We start from the raw sequence: 14,759 nt of genomic DNA, 5'->3' as shown, positions 1-14,759 counted from the left end.
CGGTTGCGGGGTTAATAACGGTGGGATGCCATATGCAGCGGGTGCGGGCACACATTAAAATCTACGGCCGCGTTCAGGGCGTTGGCTTCCGATGGAGCATGCAGAGGGAGGCGAGAAAGCTCGGCGTGAGCGGATGGGTTAAAAACATGCCCGATGGAACCGTTGAGGCAGTCCTTGAAGGCGATTTGGAGAGGGTTGAGGCTTTGATAGGCTGGGCGCATCAGGGGCCGCCGCTGGCGAGGGTAACCCGCGTGGAGGTAAAATGGGAAGAACCGCAGGGAGAGCAGGGCTTCAGAGTTGCCGGATGAGCTATGCCCTCTCGAGGAGAACCCTCTTGGGGCAGTACTTGACCTCACAGTAGTTGCAGACGAACTTTTCCTTATCCTTCTCCGGCGTGTGGAGGATGAGCTTCTTGAAGCCCTCCATCTCCTTGATCTTCATGAAAACATCAATGGGCAGCGTTCCGTCGATGACGATGTAGAGCTTGCTCGGCTCCTCATGGAGGTTTCTGCTGAACACTTCCATCACGGGAACTTTGTTCTCCGCGAGGAGTTCCAGAACCTTCGAAAAGCCGAGGAGGTATGCCTCCTTTTCCAGCTCTATCTCAAGAACTTCCCATCCCATCAGTGGGGCTACGTCGATCAGGCTCGGGAGGGGGTTGAGCCTCTCGAATATGAGTTTAAGCGGGTACGTCTTCTCGATATATTCTATTGTGTGGTAGACTATCTTCCTGTTAACACCGATAACCCTGGATAGCTCGCTTATTGGGACCTCCACGTTCCGCAGGTATATCTTTCCATTCTTGACGCTGAGGCCGTTCTCGAAAAGGAACTCCGCCACCTTCCTCCTTGCGGGGTAGTTCTTGAAATACACCTCAAGTATGAGCATCATTTTTGTTCACCTCTTACTCATATGTGGGTAGGAATGGATATTTAAATCTTTCTCCCTGGTATTGACCCCTGGCAAGTGCTACTTTCGATAACCGCTCGAGCATCCTGATGGATGGCAGAAAAGTGTTAATTGTTCTAAAGTTGCAACTTTACCATGCAAAGCTTCCTGCGCATGAATCACCGCAAGGTTATTAACGAAAGAGCGTGTATCCTTCTTTTCAGAGGTGAGGGTGATGGGTGAGTTTGACGTAATAGGAATTGGCAATCTGAACTATGACATTATAATGCTCGTTGAACGCTTTCCTGAATTCCACGAGAAGGTGAGTGCTAAAAGTGCGTTCTTTGGTCTGGGAGGAGCGGCCGCTAACACAATCTCCTGGCTGGCGCACTTCGGGCTTAAAACTGGGTTCATAGGTGCCGTTGGGAAGGATGAGATTGGTGAGGCGCATCTGGCATATTTCAAGCGCATAGGTGTCGATACTGACGGGATAAAAGTCGTTGATGCTCCATCGGGCATAGCCGTGGCGATGATACACGGCGAGGACAAGAGGATAGTTAAGTATCCAGGTGCAAACCTGATGAAGGAAGTTGATTTTGACTACCTCGCCCGCACTAGGCACGTACACCTCTCCTCGAATCCTTCAGAGGTCATAGTTAAAGTCGTCAACTTCGCCTATGAAAATGGGATAGAAGTATCCTTGGACATAGGCGAGGCGGAGCTTCCAGTGGAGATTGAGGAAAAGATTGACTACCTCCTAATGAACGAGGATGAATTCAGGCGGAAGTTCGGTGACCTTGACCTATCCAAATCCCGTGCCAAAAACGTTATTGTAACCCTCAACGGTGGCGGGGCACTTCTGCGGGACGAGGACGGTAACGTTTATGAGGTCAGGGGCCTCAGCGCGGAGGTAGTTGACTCGACTGGAGCCGGTGATTCATTTGATGCTGGACTGATATACGGTGTTCTCAACGGATGGCATCTAAGGGATGCCGCCACTCTCGGAATGTTGCTCGCCTATCTGACCGTTCAGAAGGTAGGGGCTAGAGCGGCCATAGTGCCTCTCGAAAAGGTTATGGATATTGCGGAGGAGCTCGGCTTTAGGTTGCCCTTCGATAGGCCTTGAGAGTGATTATTATGGGCCTCCCGGTGTATCCTGCCGCTCCTAGGGCCTCCACCCACCCTAAGTTTTTTAGAAACCCTTAAAAGATTGAACCCCGAAGGGTTAAGAAGGACAGGGAACCTCGATTTCGGAGGTGACTCGGTTGGAAATCGTAGTGGACAACTTCAAACCAAAGATCACCAGACCATTCAAGAGGAAGAACGAGTACTGGGTCAAGCTTATTGACCAGAGTGGAGAGTATGTAATGAAGTTCAAGAGCCCTCTGGAGGCTGAGGATGCAATCTACGGCATGCTCGATGATCTCCAGGTATACGGGGGCAAGGTCAAGCTCAAGCTCAAGGAGGGCAACGTCATCGAGGATATCGAGGTGATAGAGCTCTACAAGCCCTCTGCCAAGGAGCTACTTGATGAGTATTTCACTGACTAATTTTCATTCAATGTTCTTTTCTGTTCATTGGCGTTGGAAATCTGACAAAAACCTATATATACTCCAGACCGCATAGTCTATTATTGGACAAATCTCAGAGGTCAAGCCCAGAATGGTCAAATATTCTCTGGAGGTCGTTATTGTGGCAAGGAGAAAGGACAAGGAGCTCTTGGAACTCGCTATGGACATGGGTGGAGAAGAGGCCGTTGAGGTAATCAAGGCTCTCGAGAAAAAGAAGGAGTCAACCGATGAAGAGCTAGCGGAGATAACGGGCATCCGAGTCAACACCGTCAGAAAGGTTCTCTACATGCTCTACGACCAGGGTTTGGCCGAGTTCAAGCGTATAAGGGATAAAGAGACCGGCTGGTATTACTACTACTGGCGCCTTGAGACCAAGAGGTTGCCGGAGATAATTCGCTCCAAAAAGATGGCCGAGCTGAAGAAGCTCAAGGAAATGCTTGAGGAAGAAACCAGCGAGATTTACTACCACTGCGGAACTCCTGGACATCCGAAGCTGACCTTTGATGAGGCCATTGAGTACGAATTCCAGTGTCCGATATGCGGCAACATGCTTATGCAGTACGACAACACTGCCGTCGTTGAGGAGCTCAAGAGGCGCATAGAGGATCTTGAAATCGAGCTCGGCCTCAGGAAGAAGCCAAAGAGGTCCGCGAAAAAGTCGGGTTGAATGGTCCCTTTAATGAACTTCGGGGATGGTGGAGATGCAGGAAGTAGTTATTCTGGAGAAGGTTTACGGGGACAGGAGCGGCTTTCTCAAGCTAGACAAGAAGCTTAAGTCGCTCCTTGGTGATTTAGAAGTTGAGTGGAAGCTTTCAGCTGTCAAAAAGCAGTGGGTTAAGGTCAGTTTAAACGGGGAAGATGAGGAAATATCGGCAAACCTCGTGCGCGAGGAATTCGGAGAAGTTCCCTACAGGCTGAGTGCGGTTAAAGAGGGTGAAGTTTACCGCGGCAGGTTCATAGACCTTGGAAAGGTCGGATACGGCGCCTACGTTGACATGGGAATTTTTTCCCCTAAGCCTAAGGACGCGCTTCTTCCTCTCTATTACCTCAAGGAAACCTTTGGTGAGATGCCCGTCAGGGAGATGATCAGAAAGTTCGGATGGGTGGACAACCTGCCCATTGAGGTCGTTGTTACTACCGTCGAGTTCGGCGCGAGGGAGGTCGAAGTGGCATTCACCGATGCTCAGCTCAAGCGCATAAAGTCCTGGCTGAGCGACGGTCATGACAAGCTTTTCGTAACGGGAACCATCAGCGAGAACGTTGAAAAGGCCCTCATAACAACGGGCCACGGCAGGGACGTGAAGCGCATAGAAGAGCTGGGCCTGATGGAGACACTCCTAATACTAAAGAAGGGAACACAAGCACCGGGAATCATCAAGGAGATTGGCCCGCACCTCAGAGGGGCGGTCATAGGCGCCATCAAGTTTGGAGTGTGAGTATGTAGATCATCCTCGCGACGAGTGAGGAAAGGATTATGAAGCAGTAAGGCAGCAACTCCGGAATAAAAAGTGCTAGCGGGATGTAAATTGCCGCCATCATCATCAGGAAGGGCGTCTGGCCCCTCATCTTTGTGCTTTTTTCTCTGTAGATCACCGCGTAAACTATGACGAGAATCGCTAGCGCCGTGTTCAGGAGGAACCTCGCCAGGTATCGCCAGCCGTTGGGGTTCACGTGCCTCGGCACACCAATTGGGAGGCCAAAGTAGACGTATAGGAGCGCTAGTCCAACGCCGGTCATGAGCAGGTATGCATAGTTTCTTAGGTGCCTCTTGGGAAATACCATGACGAAGAGGAGCGGAATCGCGGCGAGGTATGGGTTTATTGCCAGGGTCAATAGGGTGAACGTCGAGAGTATGAGGGTCTGGAGGAAGGCCTTCACTTTGTTGGGCGAGAAAGGTATGTTGCTTATTATCGCCAGCGTGATTAAGAAGAAGGCCAAGCCGAGGGTGGTTCCGTCGAGATGGTGGAGGTAGTTCCTGAACATCGGCGAGGCGAAGCTCAGGCCGAAGACTATGAATCCCAGTTCCCGAGCGCGCTTCGGTGCTATGTAAAAGGAGAAAGATATGAGCAGAAGGATGAGTACCCAGTGGGCGAAGACGAGGTTCTCCTCAATGGGTCTTACAACCATAAAGAATCCGCCGAGTATCGCTCCCAGGGGAGAATCCGGTGAGCCCCCAACTGCGAATTTAAGGCCCTGGAGGAAGTATTGGAGGAAAACTTCGCTCATTCTTGGGATCTGGGCCGTGAGGTACCACAGTACGAATAGGGACAGGGTCAGAGCGTAGAAACTGCCAGCGTAGGTTTTATCCTTTCTGAGGGCGAGCATGAAAACGATGGCTATTAGAGCGAGCAGAACTGCGAAGCTTACCTGAGATTCCACTGGTGGATTCCAGAGCTCCTCGAATGCCCTTTCTGTCATATAGATGTTCTCTTCCGTGCCGGTTATGAGAACCGTCCCGTTGAGCACGATGACGGAAGGCAGAAGGGAGGCGTTTTCCGGCAGGCCGGTCTTGGGCCAGAATGCTTTTATCATGGGATTGTTATAGACGTTCCCGACGAGAACGAGCGTTTCGTTTCCCCTTTCTTTCACTGTTGAGAGCTTTTCATCGACGTAATACGCCCATGCCTTGGCCCACGTCTCGTTTCCTCCTACCACCCTGTAAGTGGCGTTGGAGCTTAGAAAAGCCTGAAATGCCTTCTGGTCGGGATAGTAAGTCAGCTCACCCCCAGAAACGAAGGGAATGGTGAGTAGGATGATGAGCATGAGAACGAGGGCGCGCTTCATTCTATCCCTCCCAGTGAAATACCCAAGTCTGGTTAAAAAGTTAATGTAGCCAGGTCCAGCGCGGCCTCACGGCAACGGCGCCCGCCGGCCTCGGCCGCGGTGAAGAATAGGGAGAAAGGGCTTAAAGGTTTTACTCTTCCTTGGATTCCTCAGTGCTCTCTTCCTCGTCCTTCTTCATCTCCTCGAGCTTGGCTATGAGCTTGTCGACAATCTCCATGAAGGCCTTTGCAGCCATGGTGTCCTCGTAGAGGACTATCGGGATTCCTGCGTCGCTCGCTTCCCTGGCCTTGAGGTCAATGGGTATCTTACCGAGGAAGTCAACGCCCTCCTTCTGGGCGAGCTTTTCTCCACCTCCTTCCCCGAAGAGGTCGATCTTGTTGCCGCAGTGCGGGCAGATGAGGTAGCTCATGTTCTCGACGACGGCTATGTAGGGCACTTCCATCCTCTTCATCATGTTGACGGCCTTGCCAGTGTCGAGGAGAGCAACCTCCTGGGGAGTCGTGACGATTATCGCCGCGTCGAGCTGGAGGGTCTGAGTGACGGTGAGGATCTCGTCGCCGGTTCCCGGCGGGAAGTCAATTATCATAAAGTCCAGCTCGCCCCACTTGACGTCGCCGAAGAGCTGCTTTATGGCCTTCGTGACGAGGGCCCCACGCCAGATGATCGGCTGATCCTCGGGAACGAGAAAGCCCATGCTCATAACCTTTATCGGTGTAGTCTGGCCAAGGAAGTCGTTCATCGGTGGAATCATCTCGAACCTGCCGTCTTCCATCCTCTCAGCGAGGACGTCGGCCTTCTCGACACCGAGCATCTTTGCCACGTTCGGCCCGTGTATGTCCGCGTCGAGGATTCCGACGAAGTAACCCTTCTTTGCAAGGGCAGCGGCGAGGTTCACCGCGACGGTACTCTTCCCAACGCCTCCCTTACCGCTGAGGACGGCTATCTTGTACTTCCACTTTTTCTGCTTCTCGTTTATCCTCTGGGTGAGTGGGTCAGCGCCCAATCCTGCTATGTTCAGGGTGGGGGGAGTCTTGATAGTCATTTTTAACCACCTCCGAAGTTAGGTCTGCCTAAGGGCTTAAAAGTTTTGTCATAAAGAGACCCCTATTGGGCATTTTTGTGGAATAGACAGCAGTCTGAAGTGCAGGCTGACGGAGTGACGGCCAGAGAGGGAGAAAATCACTATCCCGGCTTGGGGAGGAGGGCATCAGCACCGAGAACCTTCCACATGGCCTTTATCTGCTCGTGGGCTGGTCAATAGCCTCTGGCTGCTCGAAGATTGATCTTGGTGGAGCGGCCGGGCATTGGCCTCGATGGCAAGTCAGGCTATCTAGACATCGTCTTCAGAAAAGATAAAAACTGAAGTCAAAGCTTCACCTCATTTCAAAGCCTTCTAGGGCTGCCTTTATTTCATCAACGCTCGCTTCGTCCTCCAGCGTCGAGAGGTCGCCTAGGCTCTTGTCCGTTGAAAGGGCCTTGAGGACGCGCCTCATGATCTTGCCGCTCCTCGTCTTCGGGAGCTTATTGACGAAGAAGACCTCAGCTGGGGCCGCTATCGGGCCGAGGGTTTCTCTGACATAGTTGATCAGCTCGAGCTTGAGCCTCTCGTTGGGGATATAGCCTTCTTTGAGTATGACGAAAGCAACGGGAACTTCACCTTTGACCTCGTTGGGTCTGCCTATTACGGCAGCCTCTGCCACTGCCGGATGGAGAACAAGGGCGTGCTCTATCTCAGCCGTTCCGAGTCTGTGGCCGGAGACGTTGAGCACCTCATCGGCTCTGCCGAATATCCAGAAGTAGCCGTCCTCATCCTTCATTGCGTAATCGGCCGGATAGTAGATCCACACTCCCTCCTCCGGCCTGCTGAAGCGCTTCCAGTATGTCCTGATGTACCTTTCGTCATTGCCCCATATACCTAAGAGCATTCCGGGCCAGGGCTTTTTGATGACGAGCAATCCCCTCTCGTTGGGCCCAGCCTGACTTCCGTCCTGCCTGAAAACGTCCGCGTCAACCCCAAGGCCGGGGAAGGTTGCCGAGCCCGGCTTTAGCGGAGGAAGTTGTATCCCTGCCGAGGGGTATATCATGTAGCCACCGGTCTCAGTCTGCCACCAGGTGTCTATTATCGGACACCTCCTGCCGCCAACAACTTCGTAGTACCACTTCCAGGCCCTGGGGTTTATCGGCTCACCCACGGAGCCGAGGAGGCGGAGGCTTGAAAGGTCGTGCTTCTTCACCCACTCATCCCCGTATCGCATGAGCATCCTTATGGCCGTCGGTGCTGTGTAGAATATCGTAACGCCGTGCTTCTCGATTATCTCCCACGGCCTGTCGGGTTTCGGATAGTTCAGGGCGCCCTCGTACATCATAACCGTTAATCCAAGGGTCAGAGGGCCGTAGACGAGGTAGCTGTGGCCGGTTATCCAGCCAACATCTGCAGTATTCCAGAACAGGTCGTCATTCCTAATTTTCCACGCCCATTCCATGGTCTTGGCCACGTAGACGAGGTAGCCACCGGTGGAGTGGACTATTCCCTTCGGCGTACCCGTGGTTCCGCTCGTGTAAAGTATGAATAGCGGATGATTGGACTCAACATGAACGGGCTCGACGTACCTCTCGGCGCCTTCGAGAAGGTTGTGCCAGTAGTAGTCCCTTCCCTCCACCATGTTGACACCGTTTTCGCCCCTCTTTAGGACAACAACGCTCTCCACGCTCGGCGTCTCAAGGAGGGCTTTATCGACGATCTCCTTTAGGTTTAGGGCTTTTCCGCGGCGGTAGAGGTAGTCAGCCGTGATGACGACCTTGGCTTTGGCATCGTTTATCCTCGTCGCCAGAGCCTCGGCGGAAAAGCCACTGAAGACGACGCTGTGGATGGCTCCAATTCTCGCGCTCGCTAGCATGGCTATGACTACCTCGGGAATTAGGGGCATGTAGATGACTATCCTATCTCCCTTGTTGACCCCGAGGTTCCTCAGAACCGAGGCGAAGCGGTTAACTTCCCTGTAGAGCTCGTAGTACGTCAGCGTTCTCGTTTCACCGGATTCGCTCTCCCAGATTATCGCGGCCCTGTTCCTTCTTCCGGCTTTTATGTGCCTATCGAGGGCGTTGTAGGAGGCGTTCAGCTCGCCGCCGACGAACCATCTGAAAAACGGTGCTTTGGAGTCGTCCAGGACTTTGTCCCATGTCTTGAACCAGTCGAGAACCTTCGCTTGCTCTGCCCAAAACTCCTCCAAGTTCTCTATCGACCTTCTGTGGAGCTCATTGAAATGCTGCATTGGAATGTACCTCTCCTGGAGAAACCCTTCTCCGACCTGCATAGGAATCACCGACTTTCTCGGAATTAGATTGCCTTAAATTTCTTACGGCTATTGTCAAAATGATAATCGTCAATTAACGAAAAAACCGGGAACAGGGGGTTCTGCATGTGTGGGGCCTGTGGGTGGGAAGATTCACTAATCCCGGTGGGGTCTGGAGTGTTTTTCAGAAAATCTGGCAAACTTTTAGTTATTTGGGCTGATTGTTTAACAAGAATATGTCAAACGCGAGGGGAGGGCTGAAGAATAGACAACGCTATCCGGAATGTGTTCATGATAGCATTTGGACAATCTCTGAGGCCTCCCTATCTGCTCCACTGGCTTTACTTCCCTTCAATTCAAGTCAATGAGGATCAGAACGTGCACGAGGTCGAGGCTCTCTTCGACCGCAGAACTCTTACTGATATCCTCAAAAGGCAGAAGATTGACAAAAGGACTTTGGTTCACCTTTGAATGTGGCGAAGTGGAAAAGAAAAGTAGGGGGTTCACTCCCCCGGCTTGGGCAGGGTAACCTCAACGCCGAGGACCTTCCACATAGCCTTGATCTGCTCGCGGAGCTGGTCGATTGCTTCTGGCTGCTTGAAGAGGTGCTTGAACCTGCCCTGGAGCTTGAGGTACTCCTCGATGGGCTTCTTGAACTCGATGGCAACGACCCTGCCGCCCTCGCGCTTGACCTTGGCGCCTCCACCTGGGGCCTGTATCTTGATGTTCCAGATGTCGCCGTTCTCGATCTCGAAGAGCGGCCAGACACCGGTCTCAATGGCGAGCCTGGCGATCTCGACACCCTTCTCAAGCGGGCTCTTCCAGCCGGTCGGGCAGGTACACTGGACCTGGACGAAGGCCGGGCCGTCGACCTTGGCGGCCTTCTTCATCTTCCTGATGAAGTCGAAGGGGTTGCCTATGCTTGCAGTGGCAACGTACGGAATCTGGTGGGCTGCAGCAATAAGGGCGACCCACTTCTTGGGCTTGTCCTCACCGATGGAGTACTTGCCCGGCGGTGAAGTGGTGGTCCAGGCTCCGTATGGGGTTGAACTTGACCTCTGGATTCCGGTGTTCATGTAAGCCTCGTTGTCGTACATCAGGTAGACGACGTTGTGCCAGCGCTCGAGCATTCCCGAGAGGGCCTGCATACCGATGTCTGCCGTTCCACCGTCTCCACCGATGGCGAGAATCTTGCCCTTCCTGCCGAGCTTCTTCCAAGCAGCTTCAATACCGCTGGCAACGGCAGCGGCGTTCTCGAAGGCGACGTGAATCCACGGGGCCTTCCAGGCGGTGTACGGGAAGACCGCCGAAACGACCTCCATACATCCAGTAGCGTGCGCTATCGCGAAGGCGTCCGGGTCCCCATACTTCTCCTCCATGGCCTCGCTGAAGGCCTTAGTGGCGAGCCTTAAAGCAGTCGCACATCCACATCCAGCACAGGCGGCGTGACCCGGTGCCCAGTACTCGCGAGTGGTAACGGGGGGCTTTCTAACTGCCATCTTCATCACCTCACAGAATCTCCTTCCTCAGGCCGATCCAGTTGACTTCCTCAACCTTCTCCCCGTTGAGGGCCTTCTGCGCTATAGCCAGAGCCTCGTCGAGGTCCTTGAAGGTGACGTCCCTGCCTCCAAGGCCGAGGATGAAGTCAACTATCTTCGGCTTCTCGCTCTCGTTTATCAGCGCCCTGCTGAAGTCCTGGAAGAGGGCTCCACCGACGCTGAAGGTTACGTTCTTCTCGAGCAGTGCGAGAACCTTCGCCTTCTTTGCGAGCTCCCTGACCTCCTCAACCGGGAACGGCCTGTAAACGGTGACCTTCGCAGCACCGACCTTGAGGCCCTTTTCTCTGAGGTGGTCAACGTACTCCTTGAGGGTTCCGGCGAGGGAGCCCATGGTGACGAAGATTATGTCAGCATCTTCGGTCCTGTACTCCTCAATCTTCTGGTACTTCCTTCCGAACTTCTTCTCGAACTCAGCGAAGGCCTCATCAATGACCTTCTTCGCGGCCTCGTTGGCTTCCCAGACGCCGTAGCGGGCCTCCATGTAGTGGGCCGGGAATCCGAGTGCACCCTGGGTTATCGGCTTGGCCGGGTCGAGGTAGGCGTGCTTTGGCACATACTCGCCGAGGAACTCGTCGACGAGCTCCTGGTCTGGAATCTCAACCGGCTCGACGGTGTGGGTCAGGATGAACGCGTCGAAGCCGACCATGGCTGGAAGGAGAACCCTCTCGTCCTCGGCAACCTTGAATGCTATCAGGATAAGGTCAAGGGCCTCCTGGTTGTTCTCGGCGTAGAACTGGAGCCAGCCGGTGTCGCGCTCGCTGATGGTGTCCTGCCAGTCGTTCCAGATGTTGATCGGGGCGCTCAGGGCTCTGTTACCAATAGCTATAACTATCGGGAGCCTCATTCCCGCGGCGATGAAGAGTATCTCGTGCATCAGGGCGAGACCCTGGGAAGCGGTCGCGGTGAAGGTCCTAACGCCTGCCGCTGAAGCACCGACACAGGCAGAAATCGCTGAGTGCTCGCTCTCGACCTTGATGAACTCTGCGTCAAGCTCTCCGTCCGCTACGAACTCACTTATCTTCTCGGGGACGAGAGTCGAGGGCGTAATTGGGAACGCTGCGATAACCTTCGGCTTGGCGAGTTTGGCCGCCCAGGCGGCAGCCTCGTTAGCCTTCATAACCTTCTTAATCGGCATTTCCACCACCTCACTTAGTTTCCCTAACCATAACTATAGCCTTGGTCGGGCACTCGTTAGCACAGACTCCGCAACCCTTACAATAGTCGTAGTCGAAGACCGGGTAGTTCTCCTCGTCGAGGTAGATGGCTGGCTCTGGACAGTAGGTGTAGCAGAGGTAGCACCTAACGCACTTGTCCCTGTTGAACTCTGGCATGAAAACTCTCCAGCTTCCGGTCTTGTTCACGACGCTACTTCCCGGGAGGTAAACAATTGCTCCCGGGGTCATCTTTTCGCTATACTCCTTCTGAACCCTCTCAATGTCGGCCTTAAACGGACTCTCGGCCATGTATATCACCTCGGGTGAGTTGTCAACTTGACACTTAAACCTTTAGGGTAAAGATGGAAAGCTCAGCCGAAGACCTCGGCGAGCTTCTTGAGCTTCTCCCACTCGTGGAGCACCCACTGCTGGAGGATCTCAACGTCCTCCTTGGTCATGTACTTGAATCTGCCCTGGAGCTTGAGGAACTCCTCTATCGGCTTGGGCTCCTTCTTGGTGCTCGGCATGTTGATCTTGTACTTGCCGTTCTCGTACTCGAAGAGCGGGAAGTAAGCGGTCTGAACCGCCAGCCTGGCCAGCTCGATGCTCTTGTCGGTCGGTGAGCGCCAGCCGGTTGGACACGGCGCGAAGAGCTGGATGAAGCTTGGTCCCGGTATCTTCTGAGCCTTCTTGAGCTTCCTTATGAAGTCCTCTGGGTAGGCGACGCTGGCCGTTGCCGCATAGGGTATATCATGGGCTATGACGATGTCAATGACCTTCTTCTTGTTCCTCTTTTCCAAGAAGTGCATCTTTCCGCCTGGGGTGTTGGTGGTCCAGGCTCCGTATGGGGTTGAACTTGACCTCTGGATTCCGGTGTTCATGTAAGCCTCGTTATCGTACATGATGTAGACCGCGTCGTGCCCCCTCTCGAGGAAGCCGCTCAACGCCTGAAGGCCTATGTCGGCCGTTCCACCGTCACCGGCCCAGCCGACGACCATTATTCCGTCCTCACCCTTGACCTTGTAGCCCTTGGCCTTCAGAGCGGCCTCGATACCGCCTATGACTGCACCAGTGGTCTCGAACGCGGTGTGGAACAGGTTGGCGTTGAGGGCGGAGTATGGCCAGGGGCCAGCGATGATGGTTGAACAGCATGCGGGGATCGCGAATATTGTCTTCTTTCCGTAGGCCTTGAGGACGTACCTAAGGCCGAGTGAAGCACCACAGCCCTGGCAGGCGGTGTGGCCCGCGTAGAAGTGCTCTTCCGCGGGTATGCTCAACCTCTTCTTAACGTTCTCTGGAATCTCCATCATTCTCACCTCTTAAGGTGGTACCAGTCCACCTCTACATCCAGCTCGCCCTTCTCGATGATGGCCTTCATGTTCTCCGCTATCTTCTTGACGTCGTTCACGGTGAAGTCCCTGCCTCCGAGGCCGACTATGTAGTTCTTCATGATCGGGTGGGCATCGGTGTTGTAGAGCACACCCTTGGCCTCGTTGAAGAGTATGCCCTCCTGACCGAAGGAGAAGTTCCTGTCGAGGACGGCTATTCCCTCCACGTTCTTGGCCAGCTCGTAGAGCTCGTCCTTCGGGAACGGCCTGAACCAGCGGACCTTGGCTGCTCCGACCTTGTAGCCCTCCTCGCGGAGAACGTCAACGGCCTGCTTGACGGTTCCCATGAGTGAACCCATGCCCATGAAGACGAAGTCAGCATCGTCAGTCCTGTAGAGCTCTATCATCTGGCTGTAGTCTCTTCCAAACATCTCGCCGAACTCCTTGCCGACTTCCTTGATGACCTTTCTAGCCTCATCCATAGCCTTCTCTATCTTGTAGCGGAACTCGTAGTAGTCGTTTGGCCCTCCAAGGGCACCGACGGCAATCGGGTTGTCGAAGTCGGTCAGGGTGTAGAGCGGTTTCCTCGGCGGGAGGAACTCATCGACGAGCTCCTGGGGAATCATCTCGACGATGTCGTAGGTGTGGCTCAGGATGAAGGCGCTCTCGACGACCATCGCTGGCAGATTAACGGTCTCGGCGACCTTAAATGCCATGAGAACACCGTCGTAAACTTCCTGGTTGTTTTCAGCATAGAACTGCATCCATCCCGTGTCGCGCTGGGCCAGGCTGTCCGTCTGGTCGTCCCAGACGCTCCACGGCGGGGCCATAGCCCTGTTGACATCGACCATAACTATCGGCAGCCTCGCGCCGCTCGCCCAGTGGAGCATCTCATGCATCAAAGCAAGACCCTGGGCAGAGGTTGCCGTAAAGGCCCTCGCTCCAGCCGCTGAAGCTCCTATACACGCGGCCATGGCGGAGTGCTCACTCTCAACGGGCACGTACTGAAGGTTCTCAACCTCACCGTTGGCTATAAACTCGGCTATCTTCTCGATGATGCTCGTCTGCGGGGTGATCGGGTAAGCCGCCACTACCTCAACGCGCGCGTGCTTGGCGGCGTAAGCAGCGGCGTAATTGCCGCTCACAACCTTCCTAATCGGCTTGTACTCCATGCTCAACACCTCACTTCTCTTCTTTTTCCATGGTTATGGCCTTGGTCGGGCACTCGTTGGCGCAGATTCCACAGCCCTTACAGTAGTCGTAGTCAATGCCAACGTAGCCGTCCTCGCGGATGTATATTGCTGGCTCCGGGCAGAACTTCCAGCAGATGTAGCACTTGACACACTTATCATTGTTGACAACAGGTATGAACGTCCTCCAGTCACCAGTGAAGTTGATAAGAGTCGTTCCTAAGGTTATCGGGGCCTCGGGATATTCGTCCACGGATTTGAGGACGATTTTTGTGGCCCCTTCTTTCTTTTCACCAAACAACGTGTTCAACGCGCTTCACCCCTTGTAAGGATTATAAGGAAAGAGAATCAGAGCTCGTAAATGACGGTCTTGTTGAAAGCCTCTTCTGCAGCCTTGGCGTTCTTTTCGCCGAGGGCTCCAGAGAATACGTCCTGGATGGCCTTCTGGACGTGCTCAAGGCTGACAACGCCGGTGGCCTTGGCGACGGCACCGAGAATGGCGGTGTTGGTGATTGGGAGGCCGAGTATCTCAAGGGCTATGGTGGTGGCATCGACAAGGGCGAGCTTGGCGGGCTTCTTCTTGAGCTTCTCAAGAACCTCTTCCTTGCTCTTCTCGGTGTTGACGATGACGATTCCGCCGTCCTTGAGACCGGCGGTGACATCGACGGTGTCAAGAAGCGACGGGTCGAGGACGACGACTATGTCCGGCTCGTAAATCTGGGTCTTTATCCTTATCGGCTTCTCGTCGATCCTGGTGAATGCCGTGACTGGGGCACCCCTCCTCTCAACTCCGAAGAAGGGGAACGCCTGGACGTATTTGCCCTCAAGGAAAGCGGCTGAAGCTAATATGTTGGCAGCGGTAACTGCACCCTGTCCACCCCTACCGTGAAAACGAATCTCTATCATCATTCCTGCCTCCTTAAATTTGTCAAAACTTATTCATCTATTGCATTTATTTAAGTTTCGGTATTGGGTTAAGCAGCCTTCGTCAG

At 53.9% G+C, this 14,759-nt stretch carries 16 protein-coding genes; 5 read left to right on the top strand and 11 right to left on the bottom strand.

Annotation, left to right across the window (positions count from 1 at the left end; genetic code table 11):
* Positions 1–32 precede the first annotated feature (32 nt).
* Entirely contained in the window at positions 33–308 is a 276-nt protein-coding gene (locus tag E3E23_RS05655; protein ID WP_167907056.1) for an acylphosphatase, read from the top strand.
* Position 309: 1 nt separating this feature from the next.
* Here E3E23_RS05655 and E3E23_RS05650 read toward each other — a convergent pair whose 3' ends face one another.
* Complete coding sequence (locus E3E23_RS05650; RefSeq protein WP_167907054.1) at positions 310–891, bottom strand: regulator of amino acid metabolism, contains ACT domain protein; 582 nt, start codon at positions 889–891, stop codon at positions 310–312.
* A gap of 232 nt (positions 892–1,123) precedes the next feature.
* On the opposite strand from E3E23_RS05650, the gene E3E23_RS05645 reads away from it, so the two are divergent.
* From E3E23_RS05645 to E3E23_RS05630, 4 genes are all read left to right on the top strand, one after another.
* Positions 1,124–2,014: an ADP-dependent ribose-1-phosphate kinase gene (locus E3E23_RS05645; RefSeq protein ID WP_167907052.1), complete on the top strand. Its 891-nt coding sequence runs from the start codon at positions 1,124–1,126 to the stop codon at positions 2,012–2,014.
* A 139-nt stretch (positions 2,015–2,153) separates the two neighbouring features.
* Positions 2,154–2,438, top strand: a complete 285-nt coding sequence (locus E3E23_RS05640; RefSeq protein ID WP_167907051.1) for a hypothetical protein — start codon at positions 2,154–2,156, stop codon at positions 2,436–2,438.
* 142 nt (positions 2,439–2,580) lie between these two features.
* Positions 2,581–3,126, top strand: coding sequence for a transcription factor E (gene tfe / locus E3E23_RS05635; protein WP_167907050.1), 546 nt, complete (start codon positions 2,581–2,583; stop codon positions 3,124–3,126).
* A gap of 34 nt (positions 3,127–3,160) precedes the next feature.
* Entirely contained in the window at positions 3,161–3,895 is a 735-nt protein-coding gene (locus tag E3E23_RS05630) for a DUF2110 family protein (protein ID WP_167907049.1), read from the top strand.
* Here E3E23_RS05630 and E3E23_RS05625 read toward each other — a convergent pair.
* The 10 genes from E3E23_RS05625 to E3E23_RS05580 all read right to left on the bottom strand — a co-directional run bounded on the left by E3E23_RS05625 (position 3,879) and on the right by E3E23_RS05580 (position 14,673).
* On the bottom strand, positions 3,879–5,243 hold the full coding sequence (locus tag E3E23_RS05625; RefSeq protein ID WP_167907048.1) for a hypothetical protein: 1,365 nt from the start codon (positions 5,241–5,243) through the stop codon (positions 3,879–3,881). The genes E3E23_RS05630 and E3E23_RS05625 overlap by 17 nt on opposite strands.
* Before the next feature lie 130 nt (positions 5,244–5,373).
* Positions 5,374–6,285: an Mrp/NBP35 family ATP-binding protein gene (locus E3E23_RS05620; RefSeq protein WP_167907047.1), complete on the bottom strand. Its 912-nt coding sequence runs from the start codon at positions 6,283–6,285 to the stop codon at positions 5,374–5,376.
* Positions 6,286–6,616: 331 nt separating this feature from the next.
* Positions 6,617–8,557, bottom strand: a complete 1,941-nt coding sequence (gene acs, locus E3E23_RS05615) for an acetate--CoA ligase (protein WP_167907046.1) — start codon at positions 8,555–8,557, stop codon at positions 6,617–6,619.
* 482 nt (positions 8,558–9,039) lie between these two features.
* Positions 9,040–10,035 (bottom strand): pyruvate synthase subunit PorB, encoded by a 996-nt coding sequence (porB, locus tag E3E23_RS05610; protein ID WP_167907487.1) that lies wholly within the window; start codon positions 10,033–10,035, stop codon positions 9,040–9,042.
* A gap of 10 nt (positions 10,036–10,045) precedes the next feature.
* The gene (gene porA, locus E3E23_RS05605; protein WP_167907045.1) at positions 10,046–11,230 is read right to left on the bottom strand and encodes a pyruvate synthase subunit PorA; all 1,185 of its coding nucleotides are present in this window, start codon (positions 11,228–11,230) and stop codon (positions 10,046–10,048) included.
* 10 nt (positions 11,231–11,240) lie between these two features.
* Entirely contained in the window at positions 11,241–11,558 is a 318-nt protein-coding gene (gene porD, locus E3E23_RS05600) for a pyruvate synthase subunit PorD (RefSeq protein WP_167907044.1), read from the bottom strand.
* Positions 11,559–11,620: 62 nt separating this feature from the next.
* Entirely contained in the window at positions 11,621–12,556 is a 936-nt protein-coding gene (locus tag E3E23_RS05595; RefSeq protein ID WP_167907043.1) for a 3-methyl-2-oxobutanoate dehydrogenase subunit beta, read from the bottom strand.
* 5 nt (positions 12,557–12,561) lie between these two features.
* On the bottom strand, positions 12,562–13,749 hold the full coding sequence (porA, locus tag E3E23_RS05590) for a pyruvate ferredoxin oxidoreductase (protein WP_167907042.1): 1,188 nt from the start codon (positions 13,747–13,749) through the stop codon (positions 12,562–12,564).
* A 10-nt stretch (positions 13,750–13,759) separates the two neighbouring features.
* Positions 13,760–14,077, bottom strand: coding sequence for a 3-methyl-2-oxobutanoate dehydrogenase subunit delta (locus E3E23_RS05585; RefSeq protein ID WP_167907041.1), 318 nt, complete (start codon positions 14,075–14,077; stop codon positions 13,760–13,762).
* Between the two features lie 38 nt (positions 14,078–14,115).
* On the bottom strand, positions 14,116–14,673 hold the full coding sequence (locus E3E23_RS05580) for a pyruvate/ketoisovalerate ferredoxin oxidoreductase subunit gamma (protein WP_048055181.1): 558 nt from the start codon (positions 14,671–14,673) through the stop codon (positions 14,116–14,118).
* Positions 14,674–14,759: the final 86 nt, after the last annotated feature.

The sequence above is a fragment of the Thermococcus sp. CX2 genome, assembly GCF_012027555.1.
Lineage (GTDB): Archaea > Methanobacteriota_B > Thermococci > Thermococcales > Thermococcaceae > Thermococcus.
Note: the sequence above shows the minus strand (reverse complement) of the source record. Positions and strands in the feature narration are given on the sequence as shown.